The organism is Flavobacterium ginsenosidimutans (genome assembly GCF_003254625.1).
GTDB lineage: Bacteria > Bacteroidota > Bacteroidia > Flavobacteriales > Flavobacteriaceae > Flavobacterium > Flavobacterium ginsenosidimutans.
This window is the reverse complement of sequence record NZ_QJRJ01000080.1, coordinates 42,470-60,835: the sequence shown is the minus strand read 5'-3', so window position 1 is coordinate 60,835 and position 18,366 is coordinate 42,470. Positions and strand designations below refer to the sequence as shown.

Genomic DNA, 18,366 nt, shown 5'->3' with positions numbered 1-18,366 from the left:
GTTTTAAAAAGTTATATTATTTAATATTAAATTCAGTTTAAATGAAATTTGGAATCATAAAAGAAAGAAAAAATCCGCCAGATAGAAGAGTAGTATTTTCTCCAAATGAATTGACAAGATTAAAGCAGCTTTATCATGATGCTTCTGTAAAAGTAGAAAGTTCTGATATTAGAATATTTTCGGATGACGATTATAAAAATATGGGAATCGCAGTTACAGATGATGTTTCTGATTGTGATGTTTTATTTGGCGTAAAAGAAGTTCCCGTAGAAGACTTGATTCCAAATAAAGCCTATTTCTTTTTTTCTCATACAATTAAAAAACAGCCTCATAATAGAAAATTACTTCAGGCAGTTTTAGAAAAAAACATTGATTTATATGATCATGAAACTATTGTCGACGAACACGACCATCGTTTAATTGGTTTTGGAAGATATGCTGGAATGGTTGGCGTTTATAACGGAATTCGAGCTTTCGGAATTAAATTCGAATTGTTCAAACTCCCTAAAGCAGAAACACTTTCTGGAAAAGAAGATTTGATAAAGCATTTGAAGCGCATCACAATGCCGGCTCTAAAATTTGTGGTAACAGGAACTGGAAAGGTTGGGAGTGGAGCAAAAGAAATTCTTGATGCTATTAAAGTGAAAGAAATTACGATTGATAATTATTTGACAAAAAAATATGCTCAAGCGGTTTATGTTCAACTTGATGTGCTGGAATACAATAAAAGAAAAGACGGTCAAGTTTTAGATTTTAGAGATTTTGTAAATCATCCAGAAGAATACGAATCTGATTTTGAAAGATTTACAAAAGTGTCTGATATTTATTTTGCAGGGCATTTTCATGCTAGCAGTGCTCCAATGATTTTAACGAAAGAAATGCTGAACGCAAGCGACTGCAAGTTGAAAGTTGTTGCAGATATTTCTTGCGATGTTAATGGGCCTATTGCTTGTACAGTTCGTTCTTCGACAATTGAAGATCCGTTGTATGGATATTTTCCTTTAGAAGATAAGGAAGTAGATTTCTTTCATCCTGCAGCAGTCGCAGTTATGGCGGTAGATAATCTTCCTTGCGAAATTCCGAAAGATGCTAGCGAAGGTTTTGGAGAACAGTTTATGCAACATGTAATTCCTGCTTTCTTCAATGGAGATAAAGACGGAATTCTAAAACGCGCTAAAATCACAGAAAACGGAAAACTGACGGAGAGATTTAGCTATTTGCAAGACTATGTTAATAATGGTTAATTGTGAATTGTAAATTATAAATAAAAAGCCTGAAATTGATATTTCAGGCTTTTTATTTTTTTGTCAGACTGAGCGAAGTCTAAGGGCTTTATGCATAAAAAACTTCGACTTCGCTCAGTCTGACAATGCATCATTTTATCTGAATGATAATAATTAATAATTCACCATTAACAATTCACCATTAAATTAAACCATATCTTCAGGTTTCACCCAAGCATCAAAATCTTCTGGAGTTACATAGCCTAAACGAACAGCTTCTTCTTTAAGTGTAGTTCCATTTTTGTGTGCAGTTTGAGCGATTTCGGCAGCTTTATAATAACCAATTTTAGTATTCAAAGCGGTAACGAGCATTAATGAATTATCCACCAATTCTTTGATCCTTTTGTGATTTGGTTCGATTCCTTGTGCACAATGTTCGTCAAAAGATACACAAGCATCTCCTAATAATTGTGCCGATTGTAAAAAGTTGGCAGCCATTACAGGTTTAAAAACATTCAATTCATAATGTCCTTGCATTCCTCCAACTGCAATTGCCATATCGTTTCCGATAACTTGAGCGCAAACCATTGTTAAAGCTTCACATTGCGTTGGATTTACTTTTCCTGGCATAATAGAAGAACCAGGTTCGTTTTCAGGAATATGAATTTCGCCAATTCCAGAACGTGGCCCTGAAGCTAACATTCTAACATCATTAGCGATTTTATTTAAGGAAACAGCTAATTGTTTTAAAGCTCCGTGTGTTTCTACAATTGCGTCGTGTGCTGCAAGTGCTTCAAATTTGTTTTCTGCAGTAACAAAAGGATGATTGGTAAATTGAGCAATATATTCCGCCACTTTTACATCGTAACCTTTTGGAGTGTTTAGTCCAGTTCCAACAGCTGTTCCTCCAAGAGCGATTTCAGATAAATGTGCTAAAGTATTTTTTAAAGCTTTTAATCCAAATGCTAATTGAGCGGCATAACCAGAAATTTCTTGACCTAAAGTTAATGGCGTTGCATCCATTAAGTGTGTACGTCCGATTTTTACAACATCTTTATATTCGGCCGCTTTTTTTGCTAAAGTAGCGTGAAGTTTTTCTACACCAGGAATTGTTGTTTCTACAACCATTTTATAAGCTGCAATGTGCATTCCTGTTGGGAAAGTATCGTTTGAAGATTGTGATTTATTTACATCATCATTGGCTTTTATGAATTGTTCGCCTTCGCCAATTTCAAAACCTTTAAGGACTTGAGCGCGATTAGCAATTACTTCGTTTACATTCATATTGCTTTGTGTTCCAGAACCTGTTTGCCAAATTACTAATGGAAACTGATCGTCTAATTTTCCTTGTAGAATTTCGTCGCATACGGCTGCAATGGCGTCTCTTTTTTCGATTGGTAAAACACCTAAATCGTAATTTGCATAAGCCGCAGCTTTTTTTAGATAAGCAAAACCTTCTATGATTTCTTTTGGCATTGAACCTGAAGGCCCGATTTTAAAATTGTTTTTTGAACGTTCTGTTTGTGCACCCCAATATTTATCGGCTGGAACTTGAACTTCGCCCATGGTGTCTTTTTCTATTCTATATTTCATTATGTAGTATGTAAAATGTTATTCCTAAAAATGTGAAATGTTTTATTTTAAAACGAAAACTTCTTTTGAAAATGAGTCTTTTAGCCCTGATGGGAGCGGCATCTCCCGATTTAGAAAAACAAGGTTTTTTAGCCGTAGTTTTTGTTTATCGGGAATACAGCGGACAGCAGGAATAGCTCCTAAAAAATTAGATGTCTCTTTAAGGCCTTTATTTAAAAGGAATTCAACTTCAAAAAAAGCTTATTTAAAATGAGTATAAATATACGTATAAATGTTATTTAACGAAAATTGATTTAGATTTTATTGCTGAGAAAAAATATATACCCTACATTTGTCGTAACATTCAAAAATTCCGGAAAACATGTTTGAATTTTCACAGTACTTAGGCTTTTTACTTTTCTTAACCATTCTAACTATAGGGTTTTGGTTAATGTTTTTCTTAGTTGGTTTCGTATCTTACTGGGTTACGGGAGCAAGCTGGGAAATGATTAAAGAAAAAAGAGCCAGAAAAAGACAAGAAGAACAATCTATTTAATTTTAGATTGATGTCATAAGAAAAGAACCTTTTTAGGTTCTTTTTTTTGTGCCAAAAAATAAGAAATTCCAATATCAAAAATTCCAAATTCCAAATTCAATGCGTTGAGTTTAGAACTTTGTCAAAGTTTTAAACTTTGACAAAGTTGGACAGCTAAGTAAAAAGACTTGAAATAAAAAATTCCAAATTCCAATTTTATCATTGGGATTTGGAATTTTTAGTATTGGAATTTAAGAGGTCTTAACCTGGAAAATCTCCACCGCCTTCTCCGCCACCCTCATTTTTAGGCTGTGCGTTTTTATCTCTTTCTCCTTTTGGTTTGTTGAAACGGTAAGTGAACGATAAGTTAAACTGACGTTTACGGAATTGGAATTCGCTATATGAAGTCACTCCATCTAAATAAGTGTAAGATCTCATTTTTCTAGAATTGAATACGTCGCTGATGTTAAAAGCAATAGTTGCTTTGTCTTTCATAACATCTTTGCTGAAAGCTGTATTCATTCCAAATTGACCTAAGTTCTTTCCTTGAGCAGTTTTCTGCTCTCCGTTGTACATTGCAGTTAGCTGCCAATCAATTTTATATGGTAAAGTAACTTTAGAGTTTACTCTTGCAAACCAAGAAGTAGCCTGATTGTCTAAATTTTGGACAATATCATTTCCTTGTGTGTCTTTATAGCTGTGTTCCCCAGTTGTTTTTACATTATAAAAGTTGAAGTTACTGTTTAATTTCCACCATTTTAATGGCGTGTAATTGATTGTAAATTCGAAACCAAATTTTTGTTCTTCTCCTAAGTTAATAGGCTGGCTTTTAATAACAGGAGTGCCATCAACTACTTCACCTGGTGCAGGAGTTACCACTTCCCCATCAGCAGTTACATAATCGCCGGTAGGAGATCTTACAAAGCTGAAAACGTCTTTAGTGTCTTCAAAATATGCCGATGTATTGAAGGTTACTTTATCCCATTTTTTAATATAACCAATATCGTATTTGTCTGTTAAAGAAGGATCTAAATCTGGATTTCCTTGAAAGATATTAATATTACTCGCATAGTTTACGGCAGGATTCATGAAACGTCCTCTTGGTCTTGATAGACGTTTGCTATAACTTGCGGTGAAGTTGCTTTGATTTGAGATTTCGTAACTAATAAATGCGCTTGGAAACAAGTTGTTGTATTTTTTAGTATTGAAATCACTATTGTCTAACAAGTTAACATGAATATCGGTGTCTTCCCATCTTAAACCAAATAAATAAGAAAACTTATTTGCTTTGAAGCCGTATTGCGTGTAAAGTGCGTTGATATTTTCTTTGTATTCCAGTGTGTTTGATAAATTAGGATCCTTTACTGGAACATCATTTTCTATAGTAGTTACATAATATTCGTTATTCAAATCTCCAAAACTTCCTTTGTAACCCGCTTCAAATTGCCCACTTTTTCCTAATGGAAGAACGTAATCAGCTTGGAATAATACTTGTTTTTGTATTTGATCATTTAGCGTATTATTGAAATTTGGTGAAGCTGTAATGGTACTATAGCTGTCATCTGTATTTCTTGAAATAGATAAATCTGCAGTAAGTTTATGTCCCTTGTCGTTGAAATTTTTAATCAAATTAGAAGTGTACTCAAAGTTTTCACTGCCAGTATCGGCGTTGTTTAAACGATAAGATGTTCCTGTATAATTATGCGCTGCGTCATAGTTGTAATAGTTGATCAAATCTCTATCATCACCAGAATTTTTTTGGTAATTGATGGCATTTGTCCAAAATGTAGTAGGGGTTATGCTCCATTCAACACCAGCTCTTCCGTTAAATCCCTTTCTAAGACGTTTAGTGTCTCGGTCTTCGTCTAAATAACTTTTTGTTACTTCGTTTTCATCAAAATATTCTGAATTTGTTTTACCAGCTCCTTCTGTAGTCCTGTAGTTGTAACCAGCAGTTGTGAAATAGTTTAACTTTTCAGTTTTATAATTCAAATTGGCACTTAAACCATACGTTTCTGGTAAACCTGTCGAAGCAATGAAAGTTCCATTAAAACCTTGATTTTTACCTTTTTTAAGAATAATATTAATGATTCCTGATCCTCCTTCTGCATCATAACGAGCAGATGGATTTGTAATTACTTCTACTTTGTCTATAGCATCTGCAGGTAGTTGTCTTAAAGCTTCTGCTATGTTTATCGCTTGCGAAGGTCTTCCGTCAATTAAAATACGAATATTGTCGCTACCTCTTAAACTAACATTTCCTTCTGTATCAACAGAAACAGATGGAACGTTGTCTAAAACATCGCTTACACTTCCGCCTTTTACAATCATATCTTGACCAACATTGTAAACTTTTTTGTCCAGTTTGATCTCTACAGTCGATTTTTCTGCACGAACTACAACTTCATTCAATTGCGCAGCATCTTCAGATAAATTTACAACACCTAAGTTGGTATCATCCTGAATGCTTTTTTGTTTGATTTCAGTTGATTTAAAAGAAATAAATTCGACTTTTATGTCGTAAGTTCCTGGCGCAACAGCAACTTCAAATTCTCCTTTTGGATTTGTGATCCCGCCCGCAATAACTTTTGTGTCATTTGGGGCAGTAATCGAAATTGTAGCATACTCTAATGGTTGTTTGCTTACTTTTTCAAAGACTTTTCCGCTGACTTTTACTTTTTTACCACCGGGCGCTCCTTGTTGTGAGTAATTGTAAAAACTTGTAAACAGGAATACAAGTAATACAGCAAATTTGATTTTTTTCATTTTTCTGGTTTCTTTTTCTCTTTAGACGGCAAATGTAGTTTTTGGTTTAAAGAGAGAAATCACAAAAAAATGTTAATAGAATATTTTAGAATCAATCTAAAAAAGAAGCAACCACTTCTGGGTCACGACCAATAATAGCTTTTCCGTCTTTTACCACAATCGGGCGCTCTATTAAAATTGGGTTTTCTATCATTGCAGAAACTATCTGATCGTCATTTAAAGTTTTTCCTTTAAAATTTTCAATCCACACTTTCTCTTTTGTTCTTACTAATTGAATTGGCTCCAAATTAAGCTGTTTTAGCAATTTTTTTAATTCTTCAAAAGATGGAGTTTCTGTTAAATATGGGATGATTTCAAATTCTTGGTTTGATTGTTCTATAAAAGCAAGGCAGTTTCTTGATTTTCCGCATCTCGGATTATGGTAAATTTGTATCATTTTGTTATATTTAATGGTTTCAAATATTCTTAAGGTAAAAAAGAGGTATTTTCGCAGTATCAAAAGTAAGATTAACTTATCGAATTTGGATTCTCATTTTTTTAAAATTTTAGATTTATGTTTTTAGAGCAAGGAATTAAACCTGAAAATAAGTTTTGGAAATATCTTTTAGGTTCTGTTTTTATTATCGCAGCTTCTTTTGTTGGACAAATTCCACTTACTGCAGCCGTATTTTACAAAACATTTACTGAGAAGATTGGTTTTCCAACTACTAACGAAGGGGTTATGAAAATGTTTGAGTCCAATACAACACTTTTTTTGGTAATGACTTCATTCGTTTTTGCTTTTGCGGGTGTTTATTTTGTAGTCAAATTTATTCATCATCAAACGTTATTGTCAGTAACGACTTCAAGACCAAAAGTTGACTGGAAACGCATTTGGTTTTCTTTCTTTTTATGGGCTTTCTTTTCCTTGCTTAGTTTTTTATTTGTGTATCTAAAATCGCCAGATCAGTTTGTTCTGAATTTTAAATTGGTTCCTTTTTTAATTTTAGTGGTTTTAGGAACACTTTTAATTCCAATTCAAACCAGTACAGAAGAATATGTTTTTCGAGGTTATTTGATGCAGGGATTTGCTAATTTGGCTCAAAATAGATGGTTTCCGCTTTTGATGACTTCTGTTATTTTCGGGTCAATGCACTGGGCAAATCCGGAAGTGGTAAAAATGGGAAATATCATAATGATTTATTACATAGGAACGGGTTTATTTTTAGGAGTTATTACTCTTATGGATGAAGGAATGGAACTTGCTCTTGGGTTTCATGCGGCAAACAATCTTGTTGGCGCATTATTAGTAACCTCAGATTGGTCGGTTTTTCAAACGCATTCTATATTTAAAGATCTTTCAGAACCTTCAGCAGGAATTGATGTAATTCTGCCTGTTGTAGTGATTTATCCAATATTACTTTTTATTTTTAGTAAAAAATACGGTTGGACAAACTGGAAACAAAAACTAACAGGAAATATTATTAATGTTCAAGTAAAAGCTTAAAAATATGCAAAACTTAACTCATAATAACGTTCATAATTACTTTAGGTTAAATGGATACCATTTAAATGCAAAAGATTTGTGCCAAATAGCCTACAGTTACATCAAAGAAGGAGATGCCTACGAACAATCAATTGGAGAATTCTTTTTGGATTGGTTTGATAAAAAGGATTATATCGAAATGACGACTTCTGGAACAACTGGCCTTCCAAAGTTAGTTCGTTTAGAAAAACAAGCTATGATTCAATCTGCTTTGGCTACAGGCGACTTTTTTGATTTACAGCCAGGAGATAAAGCTTTATTATGTCTCCCGACTCAATTTATTGCAGGGAAAATGATGCTGGTAAGAAGCTTAATTCTAGGATTAGAATTAGATGTGGTATCGCCAAGTGTGCATCCATTAGCTTTAAATAAAACTACATACGATTTTGTTGCAATGGTGCCATTGCAGGTTCAAAATTCTATTGAGCAACTTTCAAAAGTGCGTAAACTGATTATTGGAGGCGCTAAATTAGATTCTTCGTTAGAAGAAAAACTTCTGCATCTAAAAACAGAAATTTACGAAACGTACGGGATGACTGAGACAATTACTCATATTGCAGCAAAACGCCTAGGAGATTCTGTTTTTTCAGTTCTTCCAAACGTTAAAATATCTCAAGATGATCGTCAGTGTTTGGTTATTAATATTGCTACAATTTCTGATGAACCAATTGTTACTAATGATTTAGTAGAATTATTGAACGAACATCAATTTAAATTTTTAGGACGAATTGACAACGTAATCAATAGTGGAGGAGTGAAGCTAATTCCAGAACAGATTGAAGCAAAATTGGTGGGCAAAATTAATAGCAGATTTTTTGTAACCGGACTTCCAGATACTACTTTAGGAGAAAAATTAGTTTTGGTTATTGAAGGCGAAAAACAAGAATTTGAACCTGATTTCTTTGATGTTTTAGGAAAATATGAAAAACCAAAAGAGATCGTTTTTGTCTCAAAATTCAAAGAAAACGAAAACGGGAAATTGCTTCGCAAACCAACCTTGCAGGATTAAATTCCAATATCCAAATTCCAAAACTCTTAGTTTAGAACTTTGTCAAAGTTTTAAACTTTGACAAAGTTGGATGCTAGAATATAAAAACCTTTGAAAAAATAAAAATCCCAAATTTCAATAACTAAGATTGAAATTTGGGATTTTTTTATTTGAATCCAAAATTGGAATTTGGAATTTTCAATATTGGAATTTAAGATTTTCTTTCTAAAAGTGCCATATAGAATCCGTCAAAACCAGATTTTGAAGCTAACATTTTACGGTCTTCAATAAAAGTAAATTGTTTTCCGATTTCTGTTTTTAAGAACTTCTCAACTTGTTCCTGGTTTTCTGAAGGTAAAACAGAACAAGTTGCATAAACTAATTTTCCGCCTGGTTTTACAATTTTAGAATAGCTTTCTAAAACTTCACTCTGAACTTTACGAATGTTGTCAATAAATTCAGGTTGTAATTTCCATTTAGAATCTGGATTTCTTTTTAAAACTCCCAATCCGCTACAAGGTGCGTCAATTAAAACACGGTCTGCTTTTTCGTGTAATTTTTTGATCACTTTTGTGCTGTCAATAATGCGGTATTCAATATTAAAAGCTCCGTTTCTTTTCGCTCTTAATTTTAATTGCTTCAATTTGCTTTCATACAAATCCATAGCAATTAACTGTCCTTTGTTTTCCATTAAAGAAGCCATGTGCAATGTTTTTCCACCTGCTCCAGCACAAGTATCAACTACACGCATTCCTGGTTTTACATCCAAAAATCCTGCAACTAATTGTGAATTTGCATCTTGAACTTCAAATAAACCTTGTTTAAAAGCATCAGTTAAAAATACATTGGCTCTTTCTTTTAAAACAAGAGCTTCTGGCTGGTCTTTTAAATATTCCGTTTCAATATTTAAATCCATTAAAGTATTTCTAAGGCTTTCTTTAGTTCCTTTTAAAGTATTAGTTCTAAGAATAACTTTTGCTGGCTGATTTTGTGCTGCAATTTCTTTTGCCCACACTTTTTCTCCAAGTTCTTTCACGCCTAATTCATCCATCCAATCTGGAATAGATTCTTTAATTGCTCTAGTTTTAGATAATTCGTCAAAACGACCTTTTATTTTTCTTTCTGGAGTTCCTTCCAATTGTCTCCAATCTGGAATTGGATAACCACGAAGAACAGCCCAAACAGCAAACATTCTCCATAAATTATCTCTGTCATAAGGTTCTTTAACTTCTGCAATTTCAGCGTATAATCGTTTCCATCGAACAATCTCATATATGGTTTCAGCAACAAATTTACGGTCAGAACTTCCCCAACGTTTGTCTTTTTTTAATGCTCTAGCTACAACTTTGTCTGCATATTCTCCTTCATTGAAAATAGCATTCAAAGAATCAATTGTCGTATAAACTAAATTTCTGTGTAATCTCATTTTATTTATTTGAAGTGCAAAGGTACTATTAATTGATTGAAAGTTAAATTTTTAATACCGAATCTTATTCTGACTCTCATTAAAAGAAAAAACACTCTTATTTAGAGTGTTTTTTTGAATTATTTTTAGTTTTACTCTTTGGAAGTAATACGTGTTAATCCAATATTTTCTGGAGCATGAAGCACCATTGGGAATTTTTCTATTTTAACAGAGCTGCTGTCTAAACCAAAAGCTCTTTCTTCAGATAAACTCAGTTTCTTGATGAAGAAATAAGAGTTCATGATAATGTTTTCATGCCATCTTAGATCGTTGTCGTTTGATAAGAATTTCTCTGATAATACAAATTTGAAATCTCCAATAATGTTGTTTTTGTTTAAAGATTCATAACGGCTCGTAATATCTACTTCGCCTCGTTTTACCATGTCTTTGATAACTTCTCTAAACATCAAATTGATCTTGGTAGGCTCTCTAAAACCTAAGTTGAAATCAATTCTATAAATATCGTCTTTCGCAATTTCAGTTACTTTATATTGCGTTTTGTAAGGTTCAGTCAAAATGTTCACGTGAACAAACCAATAAATATCAGCTCTTTTTGGACGTTTTTGAAGGATAGAATAAATGATTTTTTCCTCCAGTTCATCAACGCGATTCGCGTTTGTCATATAAACCAAATGCGTAGCATATTTCGGAATAGATAAATCTTGGCTTAGCTCTACAAGAACTTGTTTGTAATCGTCAACTTTAACCACTTTAGTGTAGTTTTTGTTGATTTTCTTAGCTAAATACCAGATTGTCATTACAGAAATCAGCATACTTGCAATGATTAATGTTACGTAACCACCTTCTGCAAATTTTGTAATGTTAGCAAAAAGGAAACTGAACTCAATCAATAAATAAATTGTAATCAGCGGTACCATAAAGTACAGTTTTACACGTTTCATGATTAAGTAATAGTTTAGCAAAATGGTTGTCATAATCATACATAAGATGATGGCAAGACCGTATGCATGCTCCATGTTTCCTGATTTTTCAAAATGCAAAACAATTCCAACACAGCCAAAAAACAATAACCAGTTGATTGACGGAATGTATAATTGACCTTTTACTTCTGTCGGATATTTGATTTTTACTTTTGGCCAGAAGTTCAAACGCATTGCTTCGTTGATCAAAGTAAATGAACCAGAAATAAGGGCTTGAGAAGCAATTACGGCTGCTAAAGTCGCAACTACAATCCCGAATGGTAAAAACCAATGTGGCATAATTAAGTAAAATGGGTTTCCATTTTCTCCACCTAATTGCTGTAAAGTGCTTCCTTCATGGTGAATTAAATAAGCAGCTTGTCCGAAGTAATTTAAAACCAATGTTGCTTTTACAAATATCCAACTGATTCTGATGTTTTTTCTACCACAGTGCCCCATGTCAGAATATAAAGCTTCAGCTCCAGTTGTACATAAGAATACAAAACCAAGAACGAAGAAACCATCAGGATGGATCGATAGTAAATGATAAGCGTAATAAGGATTGATAGCCTTAATTACTTCAGGATAATTAATTACCTGAATTGCACCTAAAGTTCCCAGCATAGCAAACCAAATCAACATCATTGGTGCAAAGAATTTACCAACCAATTTTGTTCCGAATTGCTGAATAGTAAATAGAATAAATAGAATTGTAATTACTATGTAAACAATGGTTTGTGTCTGCATTGTTGGATAGAATGCTCTAATTCCTTCTACAGCAGATGAAATCGAAATAGGAGGAGTGATAATTCCGTCAGCAAGCAAGGCGCTACCTCCAATAATGGCGGGCACTATAAGCCATTGAATTTTTGTTTTCTTTACTAATGCGTATAACGCAAAAATACCTCCTTCACCGTGGTTGTCTGCACTTAAAGTAATAAGTACATATTTAATTGTAGTTTGTAAAGTTAAAGTCCAGAACACACAAGAAATACCGCCTAAAACAATATCGGCATTAATGGTATGTTCGCCTAAAATAGCTTTCATTACATACAATGGAGAAGTACCAATATCCCCATAAATAATCCCTAAAGTAATCAATAAACCCCCAATAGACAACTTACTGTGTAAGTTTTTATGCGATGCGCTCATGTATAATTTTATAAAAAGACGGTTGCAAATTTACTGTTTTAAAACAAATTAGCGGCAATTATAATCAAAAAGATAAAAAAAAGCACAATCGTAAAATTGTGCTTTCCTTTTTGAATGTTATTTAGTTCTAAAATTAACCTCTTCTGCCATTTCCTCGAGAACTTGAACTATTTTCTCTTTGGCTTTGTCCGCCTCTAGATTCTTGGCTTACTCTTGGAGATTCACTACGTTGTTGAGCTTGTTGTGGTCTAGCAGAATACTCTCTGTTTGAGTTGCTAGATTGATTTTCAGAATAACTTCTTGAGCTTCTTTCTGCTCTAGGAGCAGATGCTTCACGATTAGAGTAACCTCTTGATGTATTAGAAGAATTGTTATTTCCGTAATCTACTCTTTGTGTGTTTTGTGCCCTAGGAGTGCTTTCAACTCTTGGAGTATTATTAGCATTATTAGAATAACCACGATTTGTATTTCTGTCAGTGTTAACATTTTCAGTACTTCTGCCAGTAGAACTGTAACCTCTGTTACTATTGCCGTTGCTAGTTCTTTCTACAGAAGGTCTGCTTGTTGCATTTCTGTTATCTGCATAAGTTCTGTTAGAAATTCCATTGTTAGATGTTGTTCTGCCAGTATAATTTCTATTTGTGTTATAGGTGTTTCTATTTGTTTCTCTACTAACTACACGTCTTTGGTCTAATTCGTATCTATTTGATGTATTAGCATGTCTTTCAGCGAAACTATAGTTAGGACGCATTCTTTCATAACCATAAGAACGTCTTGTTTCATAGATCACAGGTGCTCTGTAACTTCTTCTTACATTAACATAGTTATAATGATTGTTAACGTTAATACAAACATTGATGTTGTTTCTGTATCTGTACACTGGATATGGTGCCCAAGTTCTATAATATGTTGGATAATAACCCCAGTACCAAGTTGAGCAATAAGGCACATAATTTGTAACCCAGAAAGAAGTATAGATAACAGGAGCTACACTATAAACTGGCTCATAAATATAATTATCTCCATATAAATAAGTATTTCCTACAACCTGAACGCTTACTTTATTGTAATTATCTCTTTCTACGTCAATGGTTGCAATGTCTTGATATACATCACGATCCAAAACCGCTTGGATAATAACAACGTGTGTTCTGTTTTCAACACTTTCGATTACACGTAAGTAATCAACTTCGTCGTCACCATTAAGGTCAAGGTTTGATATTTGATATTTTGGATCATTCAAACGTCTTTCAAAATCTTGAAGGTTGGCTGATTCTCCAAAAATTGAAGCAACAGCTCTTAAGTCTAAGTTATCACTTATATCTGAGTTTTTTGCATAAACTGTAGCTCCAGCTTGGGCTTGGCAAGAAGTAATTGCTACTGCAAATATGGCTATTAAAAGTAATTTCGCTTTCATGGCTAAATCATATTAAATTGTTGTATTAGTTGATATCCAATTACTGTGCCACAAAATTAAAGCTGTGTTTTATTTGTTTTATTTATTTGATTATTAGGTATTTGTGTTTATTTGTTTATTTGTTTGTTTGTTTGTTTGTTTGTTTGTTTGTTTGTTTTATCGTTTGTGCAGAAACACATCTAGAACAGTAAATACAAATGGTATAATAATGTCTTTTGGACGAATTCCTGAATCTGTGCTATAGCCGGTATTTCTTGAACTCATCACGATGTTAATAGTTGCTACATCTTCATATATGTTCGGTTTGATTTCTGATTGAATAATGATTATCTTAATGTTATTTTGAATTTTTTCGATAACCCTCAAATAATCAACTTTTCCATCATGGTTTAAATCTAAATTAGAGATTCTGTAGTCTGGATAGTTTAGTCTTGTTTCAAAATCTGCAGTATTTACAGATTCAGAAAATATTGTTGAAACTGCATTTAAATCTAAGTTTTCTTCTACATAAGAGTTCTTTGGATATACGTTGACTCTTTGAGCAGTGAGAGTATTTACTAATAATATAAATATCCCGGCCAATAATATATTTTTCATATTTTACTTGTTAATTTTTATTTGGTAAGAAAACAATTACTATGCCAGAAAAAGACTAGAGAATGATTTTGATATTTTATAAATAATCGTATTTTAGCGTTAACCAAATTTTAAGTTTCCTATGAAAAAACTCGCTTTATTTTGTGTTATTTTTATTTTATTGATGTCTTTTAGAACATTTAACTATAAAACTGACGCTGTTTACAATAATGGTTTTACATCAATGACAGTAGATACATTATTCAAAGACAGAATTAGTATTAGAGCAATTTTAATTGATAAAAATAAAGTTTGGTACGGGGCAGATAATTCTCGTTTTGGATATTATGATCTAGATAAAAAAGAAAAATTCGAAGAGCATATTTACCGCGATACACTTAAATTAGAATTCAGAAGCATAGCACAAACTTCGAAAGATATTTTTTTGTTGAGTGTGGCAAATCCAGCGCTTCTTTATTCGGTTTCTAAAAAAGACCGTAAAGTTAAATTGGTTTACAAAGAAATTAACCCAAAAGTTTTTTACGATAGCATGCAGTTTTGGAATGATAAGGAAGGAATTGCTATTGGAGATCCAACAGAGGATACTTTTTCAATTATTGTTACACGCGACGGAGGAGAAACTTGGACAAAATTGCTGTCTGATAAATTACCAACCAATAGCACAGGAGAAGCTGCTTTTGCAGCCAGTAACACTAATATAGTGATTAAAGGAAATGATACCTGGCTGGTTTCTGGCGGAAAAAAATCACGTGTTTTTTATTCTCCAGACAAAGCAAAAACTTGGAGAGTTGTAGAAACTCCTATCGTACAGGGAAAACAAATGACAGGAATTTTTACGGCAGATTTTTACGATTCTAAACAAGGTTTTATAGCAGGAGGAGATTACGATTTGCCTAACGTAAAGACAAATAATAAAGCTTTTACAAAAGATGGCGGCAAGACTTGGGAATTAATTGGTCAGAATATGGGATTTGGTTATGCGTCTTGTATACAATATGTTCCTGGAGGTAATGGAAGAGAAATTGTTTGTGTAGGTTCTGAAGGAATACAATATTCTCAAAATGGAGGTGAAAACTGGATGCAGCTTTCTACAGACACGAAATTTTTTACAATTCGTTTTGTGAATAGAAATACCGCAATTGCTGCGGGACATAATAAAGTAGTTCGACTAAATTTTAAATAAAAAAATAAGAACCCTAAATAATAAAGTAAGTATTATTATATAGGGTTCTTATCGCTGTTGTTTCGTTAAGTTTAATCTTTATTAGCTTTGTCGCGGTATTGCTGCAGTAATTTTCGATTAAAGTCGTCTTCAGATTTTTTAAGCAATAATATTTTCTTTGCAGGAAGTACTTTCTTAAGACTGTTCATGTATTTTTCGCGAAGCTGGTATATTTCTTTATCGGTGCTTTCGATTTGAGATAATAATGTTGCTGCGTCTTTATCTGAAAGATTTTTAAGATTGTCATCTTTTAGCTGTCTCAGATAAGTTTTCATTTTCAAATACTTTAATTCATATTGCTTATCATCATAAGCATTATAAATAGGCCAGAATTTTTCAGCTTCAGTTGAAGTTAATTCCAATTCTGTTGTTAAAAATGACACTTTAAAAGCTTTAATTTTTTCTCGCTTTTCATCTATTTTTCCATTTTGTGCAAAAAATGAAAAACTTGTCAGAAATAGCAATAGCGGTAAAATGTTTTTTATTTTCATTGTTAAGCTAAGTTGTTGAGTTAAGTTTGATTTAATTTTGTTCTGAAATTAAGTGTTCTATGTTTGGACTTGCAACTAAAATATCTTCTAGTGTTTCATCTTCTAGAGTAACATCGTTACCTAATTTTTCTATATCACTGTCATCTAAGGTTTGAATTAAATCATATTGGCTAATATTGGAGTGATAAGATAAATAGTTTTCTAAAGTGGCTTCATCAAGCTCGTTTGAATTGGCTTTGTAATTATTTACAATCGGAATTAATAATGCAAAACCAATTACCGCAGCGGCTGCCAGAGAAATGATTTTTCTACGTTTGTAAAAAGGAATTACCTTAACTTCTTTTTCGTTTAATTGCTGTAAAACTTTTTCTGAAAAATCATCAAAATAATTTTCCGGAGTTTTAAACCCAGATTTTATTTTTGGTTCGTTTTCTAATTTAAATGTTTTCATAATACTTATAAGATAGTTTTTGTTACAAAAGGTTTAATTTGACGTAACATATAATTCTATTTTTTTTACTGCGTGATGATATGATGCTTTGAGAGCTCCAACAGAAGTTCCTAGAATATCTGCAATTTCTTCATATTTCAATTCTTCAAAATATTTCATTTTGAAAACCAATTGCTGTTTCTCTGGAAGTGTTACAATTGCCTTTTGAAGTTTGATTTGAATTTCATCTCCATCAAAATAAAGATCGGCTTTTAAGTTATCGATTGTTTTATTCTGCAGATCTTCAGATGAAATGCCACTCAATTTTGCTTTTTGTGATAAAAAAGTCAAAGCTTCATTTGTAGCAATACGGTACATCCAGGAAAAAAGTTTACTTTCTCCTTTAAAGTTTTTAAGATTTTGAAAGACTTTTACAAAAGTGTTCTGTAAAACATCATCTGCATCATCATGATTCAAAACAATGTTTCGAATATGAGAATACAAAGGTCTCTGATAATCAGACAAGAGTTTTTGAAACGCAGTATTCTGCGTCTCAGGACTTAATAATTGTTTTATAAATTCTTTCTCGTCTATCAAACTTATTGTTTTGTAAACTTTCTTTAATAGAAGTTAGACAGAATTTAAAAGAAAAGGTTTAATGCCTTTTTTTAAATTATTTAAAACTCTGAATCTTCTTCTTGTGCAGGTGTTTGTGCAGGAGCAGGTGTTGGTGCTGCTGGTTTGCGTTTTACAGGTTCTGTGCGCGGTTGTTCTGTACGTGGCTGGCTTGGAGCTTCACCAGTACTATCTTGAGCATAAACAGGCTCAGTAACAGCAGGAGCTACTTTAGGTTTTATTGGGAAATAAATTTCGGTTACCAATTTAGAAGAAGCTTTTACATCCAATTTGCTCAACGTCAATATTTCAAGATGAGACCAGCTTAAATCTGGAATAATCTTTTCATTGTTTATATATGCAGTTGTTTTTGCAATTGCTTCGTTTCTATGCGAGTAATCTCCAGTAAGAGTTGTTTTTACAGCATCAAAACCATTTAATTTTCCTGCTAAAATATCACTTCCTGAACTGGTTGAAATTTCTTTATTAATAGGTAAACAAATAGAAATTTTAGCTAAACCAGTTTTAGTATCGTAAGTATGATAAATAATAAATGGTTTCCCCATTGCGGATAAACCGTTTGTTTCACTAAAATGAATAAGCTTTGGAATTACAATTCTAGCATTTTTGCTCACTTTGGCAATTTCACTTGTAAAAGTCTGTTTGATATAAGGCGTTTCTGTTTTCTTAACAACTCCGTCTACTTGAACAGCGTAAGTTCTAGTTTCGTAATCTAAATTTTTATCAATATTGGCTAAGCTTTTTTCATAAATAGTTCCAATAACTCGATCCGAACCTCCATGTAAAGCAGTATATATTTTAAATAGAAAACTCATAGTTCCTTTTCCTTTCCAAGTAACTTTTGTTTTTCCGTTCAATGTATCTTTTAAAGTCCAATTTACATCGGCTTCAGTACCATCAAATTGCATTTTTTGGTCAATGCTTTCGCCATCTTTTGTTTTAAGGATAATAGAATTTCCTTTGCCATCAACACCATCCCAATAAAATGTTGCGCCATTTCCGCTTGTTTTATTAGCGTATGTCATTTTTATGCTAGGGTCTTCAATAGACCAAGATTCAAAATCTTCGTAATTTCTAAAGTCGTTTAAGTAGTTATAAACCGTTGCACGAGGCGAATTGATGACTTTACTTCTTTCTACAGAAAAATCTCCTTTCTGAGTAGCAACAAAAACAGTAAGAGCAACAAAGCTTAAAAGTGCAAAAAGAAATAAATACTTTAGAATTTTCATGGTAGATTGTTTGGTTTCGGTAAAGTTATAAATTTATCATGAGTCTTACTAATAACCCATAATGATTAGGTTTATTTTATTGCGACCAGAATAATTTATCTTTTTAAAAAGATTTTAATTACGAACAAAAGTACTATGAAAAGCAGAAAGGCAAGGAGTACTTTGTAATTTCCTTTATAAAAGACTTTGTGTAATTTC

The 18,366-nt window shown here is 32.6% G+C and carries 16 protein-coding genes; 5 read left to right on the top strand and 11 right to left on the bottom strand.

All coding sequences use genetic code 11. The features are described 5' to 3' along the window. Window positions 1–41: 41 nt before the first annotated feature. Window positions 42–1,244, top strand: coding sequence for an NAD(P)-dependent oxidoreductase (locus tag DM444_RS16610; protein ID WP_111288653.1), 1,203 nt, complete (start codon window positions 42–44; stop codon window positions 1,242–1,244). Between the two features lie 186 nt (window positions 1,245–1,430). Here the strand turns inward: DM444_RS16610 and fumC are convergent, their stop codons facing one another. Further along, window positions 1,431–2,816 carry a class II fumarate hydratase gene (gene fumC, locus DM444_RS16605; RefSeq protein WP_111288651.1) on the bottom strand — a complete coding sequence of 462 codons (1,386 nt, stop codon included), beginning with the start codon at window positions 2,814–2,816 and terminating at the stop codon, window positions 1,431–1,433. A gap of 361 nt (window positions 2,817–3,177) precedes the next feature. Between fumC and DM444_RS23780 the strand changes: the two genes are divergently transcribed. After that, complete coding sequence (locus DM444_RS23780; RefSeq protein WP_111288649.1) at window positions 3,178–3,351, top strand: hypothetical protein; 174 nt, start codon at window positions 3,178–3,180, stop codon at window positions 3,349–3,351. 240 nt (window positions 3,352–3,591) lie between these two features. On the opposite strand, the gene DM444_RS16595 is transcribed toward DM444_RS23780, so the two are convergent. Together DM444_RS16595 and arsC are read right to left on the bottom strand one after the other, a co-directional pair. After that, window positions 3,592–6,096 carry an outer membrane beta-barrel family protein gene (locus tag DM444_RS16595; RefSeq protein WP_111288647.1) on the bottom strand — a complete coding sequence of 835 codons (2,505 nt, stop codon included), beginning with the start codon at window positions 6,094–6,096 and terminating at the stop codon, window positions 3,592–3,594. Between the two features lie 91 nt (window positions 6,097–6,187). After that, entirely contained in the window at window positions 6,188–6,532 is a 345-nt protein-coding gene (gene arsC / locus DM444_RS16590) for an arsenate reductase (glutaredoxin) (RefSeq protein ID WP_111288645.1), read from the bottom strand. Between the two features lie 117 nt (window positions 6,533–6,649). Between arsC and DM444_RS16585 the strand changes: the two genes are divergently transcribed. Then, a complete protein-coding gene (locus DM444_RS16585) occupies window positions 6,650–7,582 on the top strand; it encodes a CPBP family intramembrane glutamic endopeptidase (RefSeq protein ID WP_111288643.1) in 933 nt (310 codons plus the stop codon). Window positions 7,583–7,586: 4 nt separating this feature from the next. Next, complete coding sequence (locus tag DM444_RS16580) at window positions 7,587–8,630, top strand: AMP-binding protein (RefSeq protein ID WP_111288641.1); 1,044 nt, start codon at window positions 7,587–7,589, stop codon at window positions 8,628–8,630. 190 nt (window positions 8,631–8,820) lie between these two features. Here the strand turns inward: DM444_RS16580 and DM444_RS16575 are convergent, their stop codons facing one another. The 4 genes from DM444_RS16575 to DM444_RS16560 form a co-directional block, all read right to left on the bottom strand. Beyond that, the gene (locus DM444_RS16575) at window positions 8,821–10,035 is read right to left on the bottom strand and encodes an RsmB/NOP family class I SAM-dependent RNA methyltransferase (RefSeq protein ID WP_111288639.1); all 1,215 of its coding nucleotides are present in this window, start codon (window positions 10,033–10,035) and stop codon (window positions 8,821–8,823) included. 131 nt (window positions 10,036–10,166) lie between these two features. After that, window positions 10,167–12,146, bottom strand: coding sequence for a KUP/HAK/KT family potassium transporter (locus DM444_RS16570; RefSeq protein WP_111288637.1), 1,980 nt, complete (start codon window positions 12,144–12,146; stop codon window positions 10,167–10,169). 133 nt (window positions 12,147–12,279) lie between these two features. Further along, window positions 12,280–13,563, bottom strand: coding sequence for a hypothetical protein (locus DM444_RS16565; RefSeq protein ID WP_111288635.1), 1,284 nt, complete (start codon window positions 13,561–13,563; stop codon window positions 12,280–12,282). Between the two features lie 156 nt (window positions 13,564–13,719). Next, window positions 13,720–14,145 (bottom strand): hypothetical protein, encoded by a 426-nt coding sequence (locus DM444_RS16560; RefSeq protein ID WP_162614987.1) that lies wholly within the window; start codon window positions 14,143–14,145, stop codon window positions 13,720–13,722. Between the two features lie 136 nt (window positions 14,146–14,281). Between DM444_RS16560 and DM444_RS16555 the strand changes: the two genes are divergently transcribed. Next, window positions 14,282–15,343 carry a beta propeller repeat protein gene (locus DM444_RS16555; protein WP_111288631.1) on the top strand — a complete coding sequence of 354 codons (1,062 nt, stop codon included), beginning with the start codon at window positions 14,282–14,284 and terminating at the stop codon, window positions 15,341–15,343. Window positions 15,344–15,414: 71 nt separating this feature from the next. Here DM444_RS16555 and DM444_RS16550 read toward each other — a convergent pair whose 3' ends face one another. The 4 genes from DM444_RS16550 to DM444_RS16535 all read right to left on the bottom strand — a co-directional run bounded on the left by DM444_RS16550 (window position 15,415) and on the right by DM444_RS16535 (window position 18,168). After that, the gene (locus DM444_RS16550) at window positions 15,415–15,873 is read right to left on the bottom strand and encodes a sensor of ECF-type sigma factor (RefSeq protein ID WP_111288629.1); all 459 of its coding nucleotides are present in this window, start codon (window positions 15,871–15,873) and stop codon (window positions 15,415–15,417) included. Window positions 15,874–15,904: 31 nt separating this feature from the next. Beyond that, window positions 15,905–16,324: a hypothetical protein gene (locus DM444_RS16545; RefSeq protein WP_111288627.1), complete on the bottom strand. Its 420-nt coding sequence runs from the start codon at window positions 16,322–16,324 to the stop codon at window positions 15,905–15,907. A gap of 33 nt (window positions 16,325–16,357) precedes the next feature. Continuing rightward, window positions 16,358–16,900, bottom strand: a complete 543-nt coding sequence (locus DM444_RS16540; protein ID WP_111288625.1) for an RNA polymerase sigma factor — start codon at window positions 16,898–16,900, stop codon at window positions 16,358–16,360. Window positions 16,901–16,980: 80 nt separating this feature from the next. Further along, entirely contained in the window at window positions 16,981–18,168 is a 1,188-nt protein-coding gene (locus DM444_RS16535) for an SRPBCC family protein (protein ID WP_111288623.1), read from the bottom strand. Between the last annotated feature and the right edge of the window lie 198 nt (window positions 18,169–18,366).

Coding starts and splice junctions, on each gene's coding strand:
- fumC (WP_111288651.1), bottom strand. CDS start 2,816: ATGAAATATAGAATAGAAAAAGACACCATGGGCGAAGTTCAAGTTCCA.
- DM444_RS16535 (WP_111288623.1), bottom strand. CDS start 18,168: ATGAAAATTCTAAAGTATTTATTTCTTTTTGCACTTTTAAGCTTTGTT.
- DM444_RS23780 (WP_111288649.1), top strand. CDS start 3,178: ATGTTTGAATTTTCACAGTACTTAGGCTTTTTACTTTTCTTAACCATT.
- arsC (WP_111288645.1), bottom strand. CDS start 6,532: ATGATACAAATTTACCATAATCCGAGATGCGGAAAATCAAGAAACTGC.
- DM444_RS16555 (WP_111288631.1), top strand. CDS start 14,282: ATGAAAAAACTCGCTTTATTTTGTGTTATTTTTATTTTATTGATGTCT.
- DM444_RS16610 (WP_111288653.1), top strand. CDS start 42: ATGAAATTTGGAATCATAAAAGAAAGAAAAAATCCGCCAGATAGAAGA.
- DM444_RS16575 (WP_111288639.1), bottom strand. CDS start 10,035: ATGAGATTACACAGAAATTTAGTTTATACGACAATTGATTCTTTGAAT.
- DM444_RS16565 (WP_111288635.1), bottom strand. CDS start 13,563: ATGAAAGCGAAATTACTTTTAATAGCCATATTTGCAGTAGCAATTACT.
- DM444_RS16545 (WP_111288627.1), bottom strand. CDS start 16,324: ATGAAAACATTTAAATTAGAAAACGAACCAAAAATAAAATCTGGGTTT.
- DM444_RS16550 (WP_111288629.1), bottom strand. CDS start 15,873: ATGAAAATAAAAAACATTTTACCGCTATTGCTATTTCTGACAAGTTTT.
- DM444_RS16570 (WP_111288637.1), bottom strand. CDS start 12,146: ATGAGCGCATCGCATAAAAACTTACACAGTAAGTTGTCTATTGGGGGT.
- DM444_RS16580 (WP_111288641.1), top strand. CDS start 7,587: ATGCAAAACTTAACTCATAATAACGTTCATAATTACTTTAGGTTAAAT.
- DM444_RS16595 (WP_111288647.1), bottom strand. CDS start 6,096: ATGAAAAAAATCAAATTTGCTGTATTACTTGTATTCCTGTTTACAAGT.
- DM444_RS16585 (WP_111288643.1), top strand. CDS start 6,650: ATGTTTTTAGAGCAAGGAATTAAACCTGAAAATAAGTTTTGGAAATAT.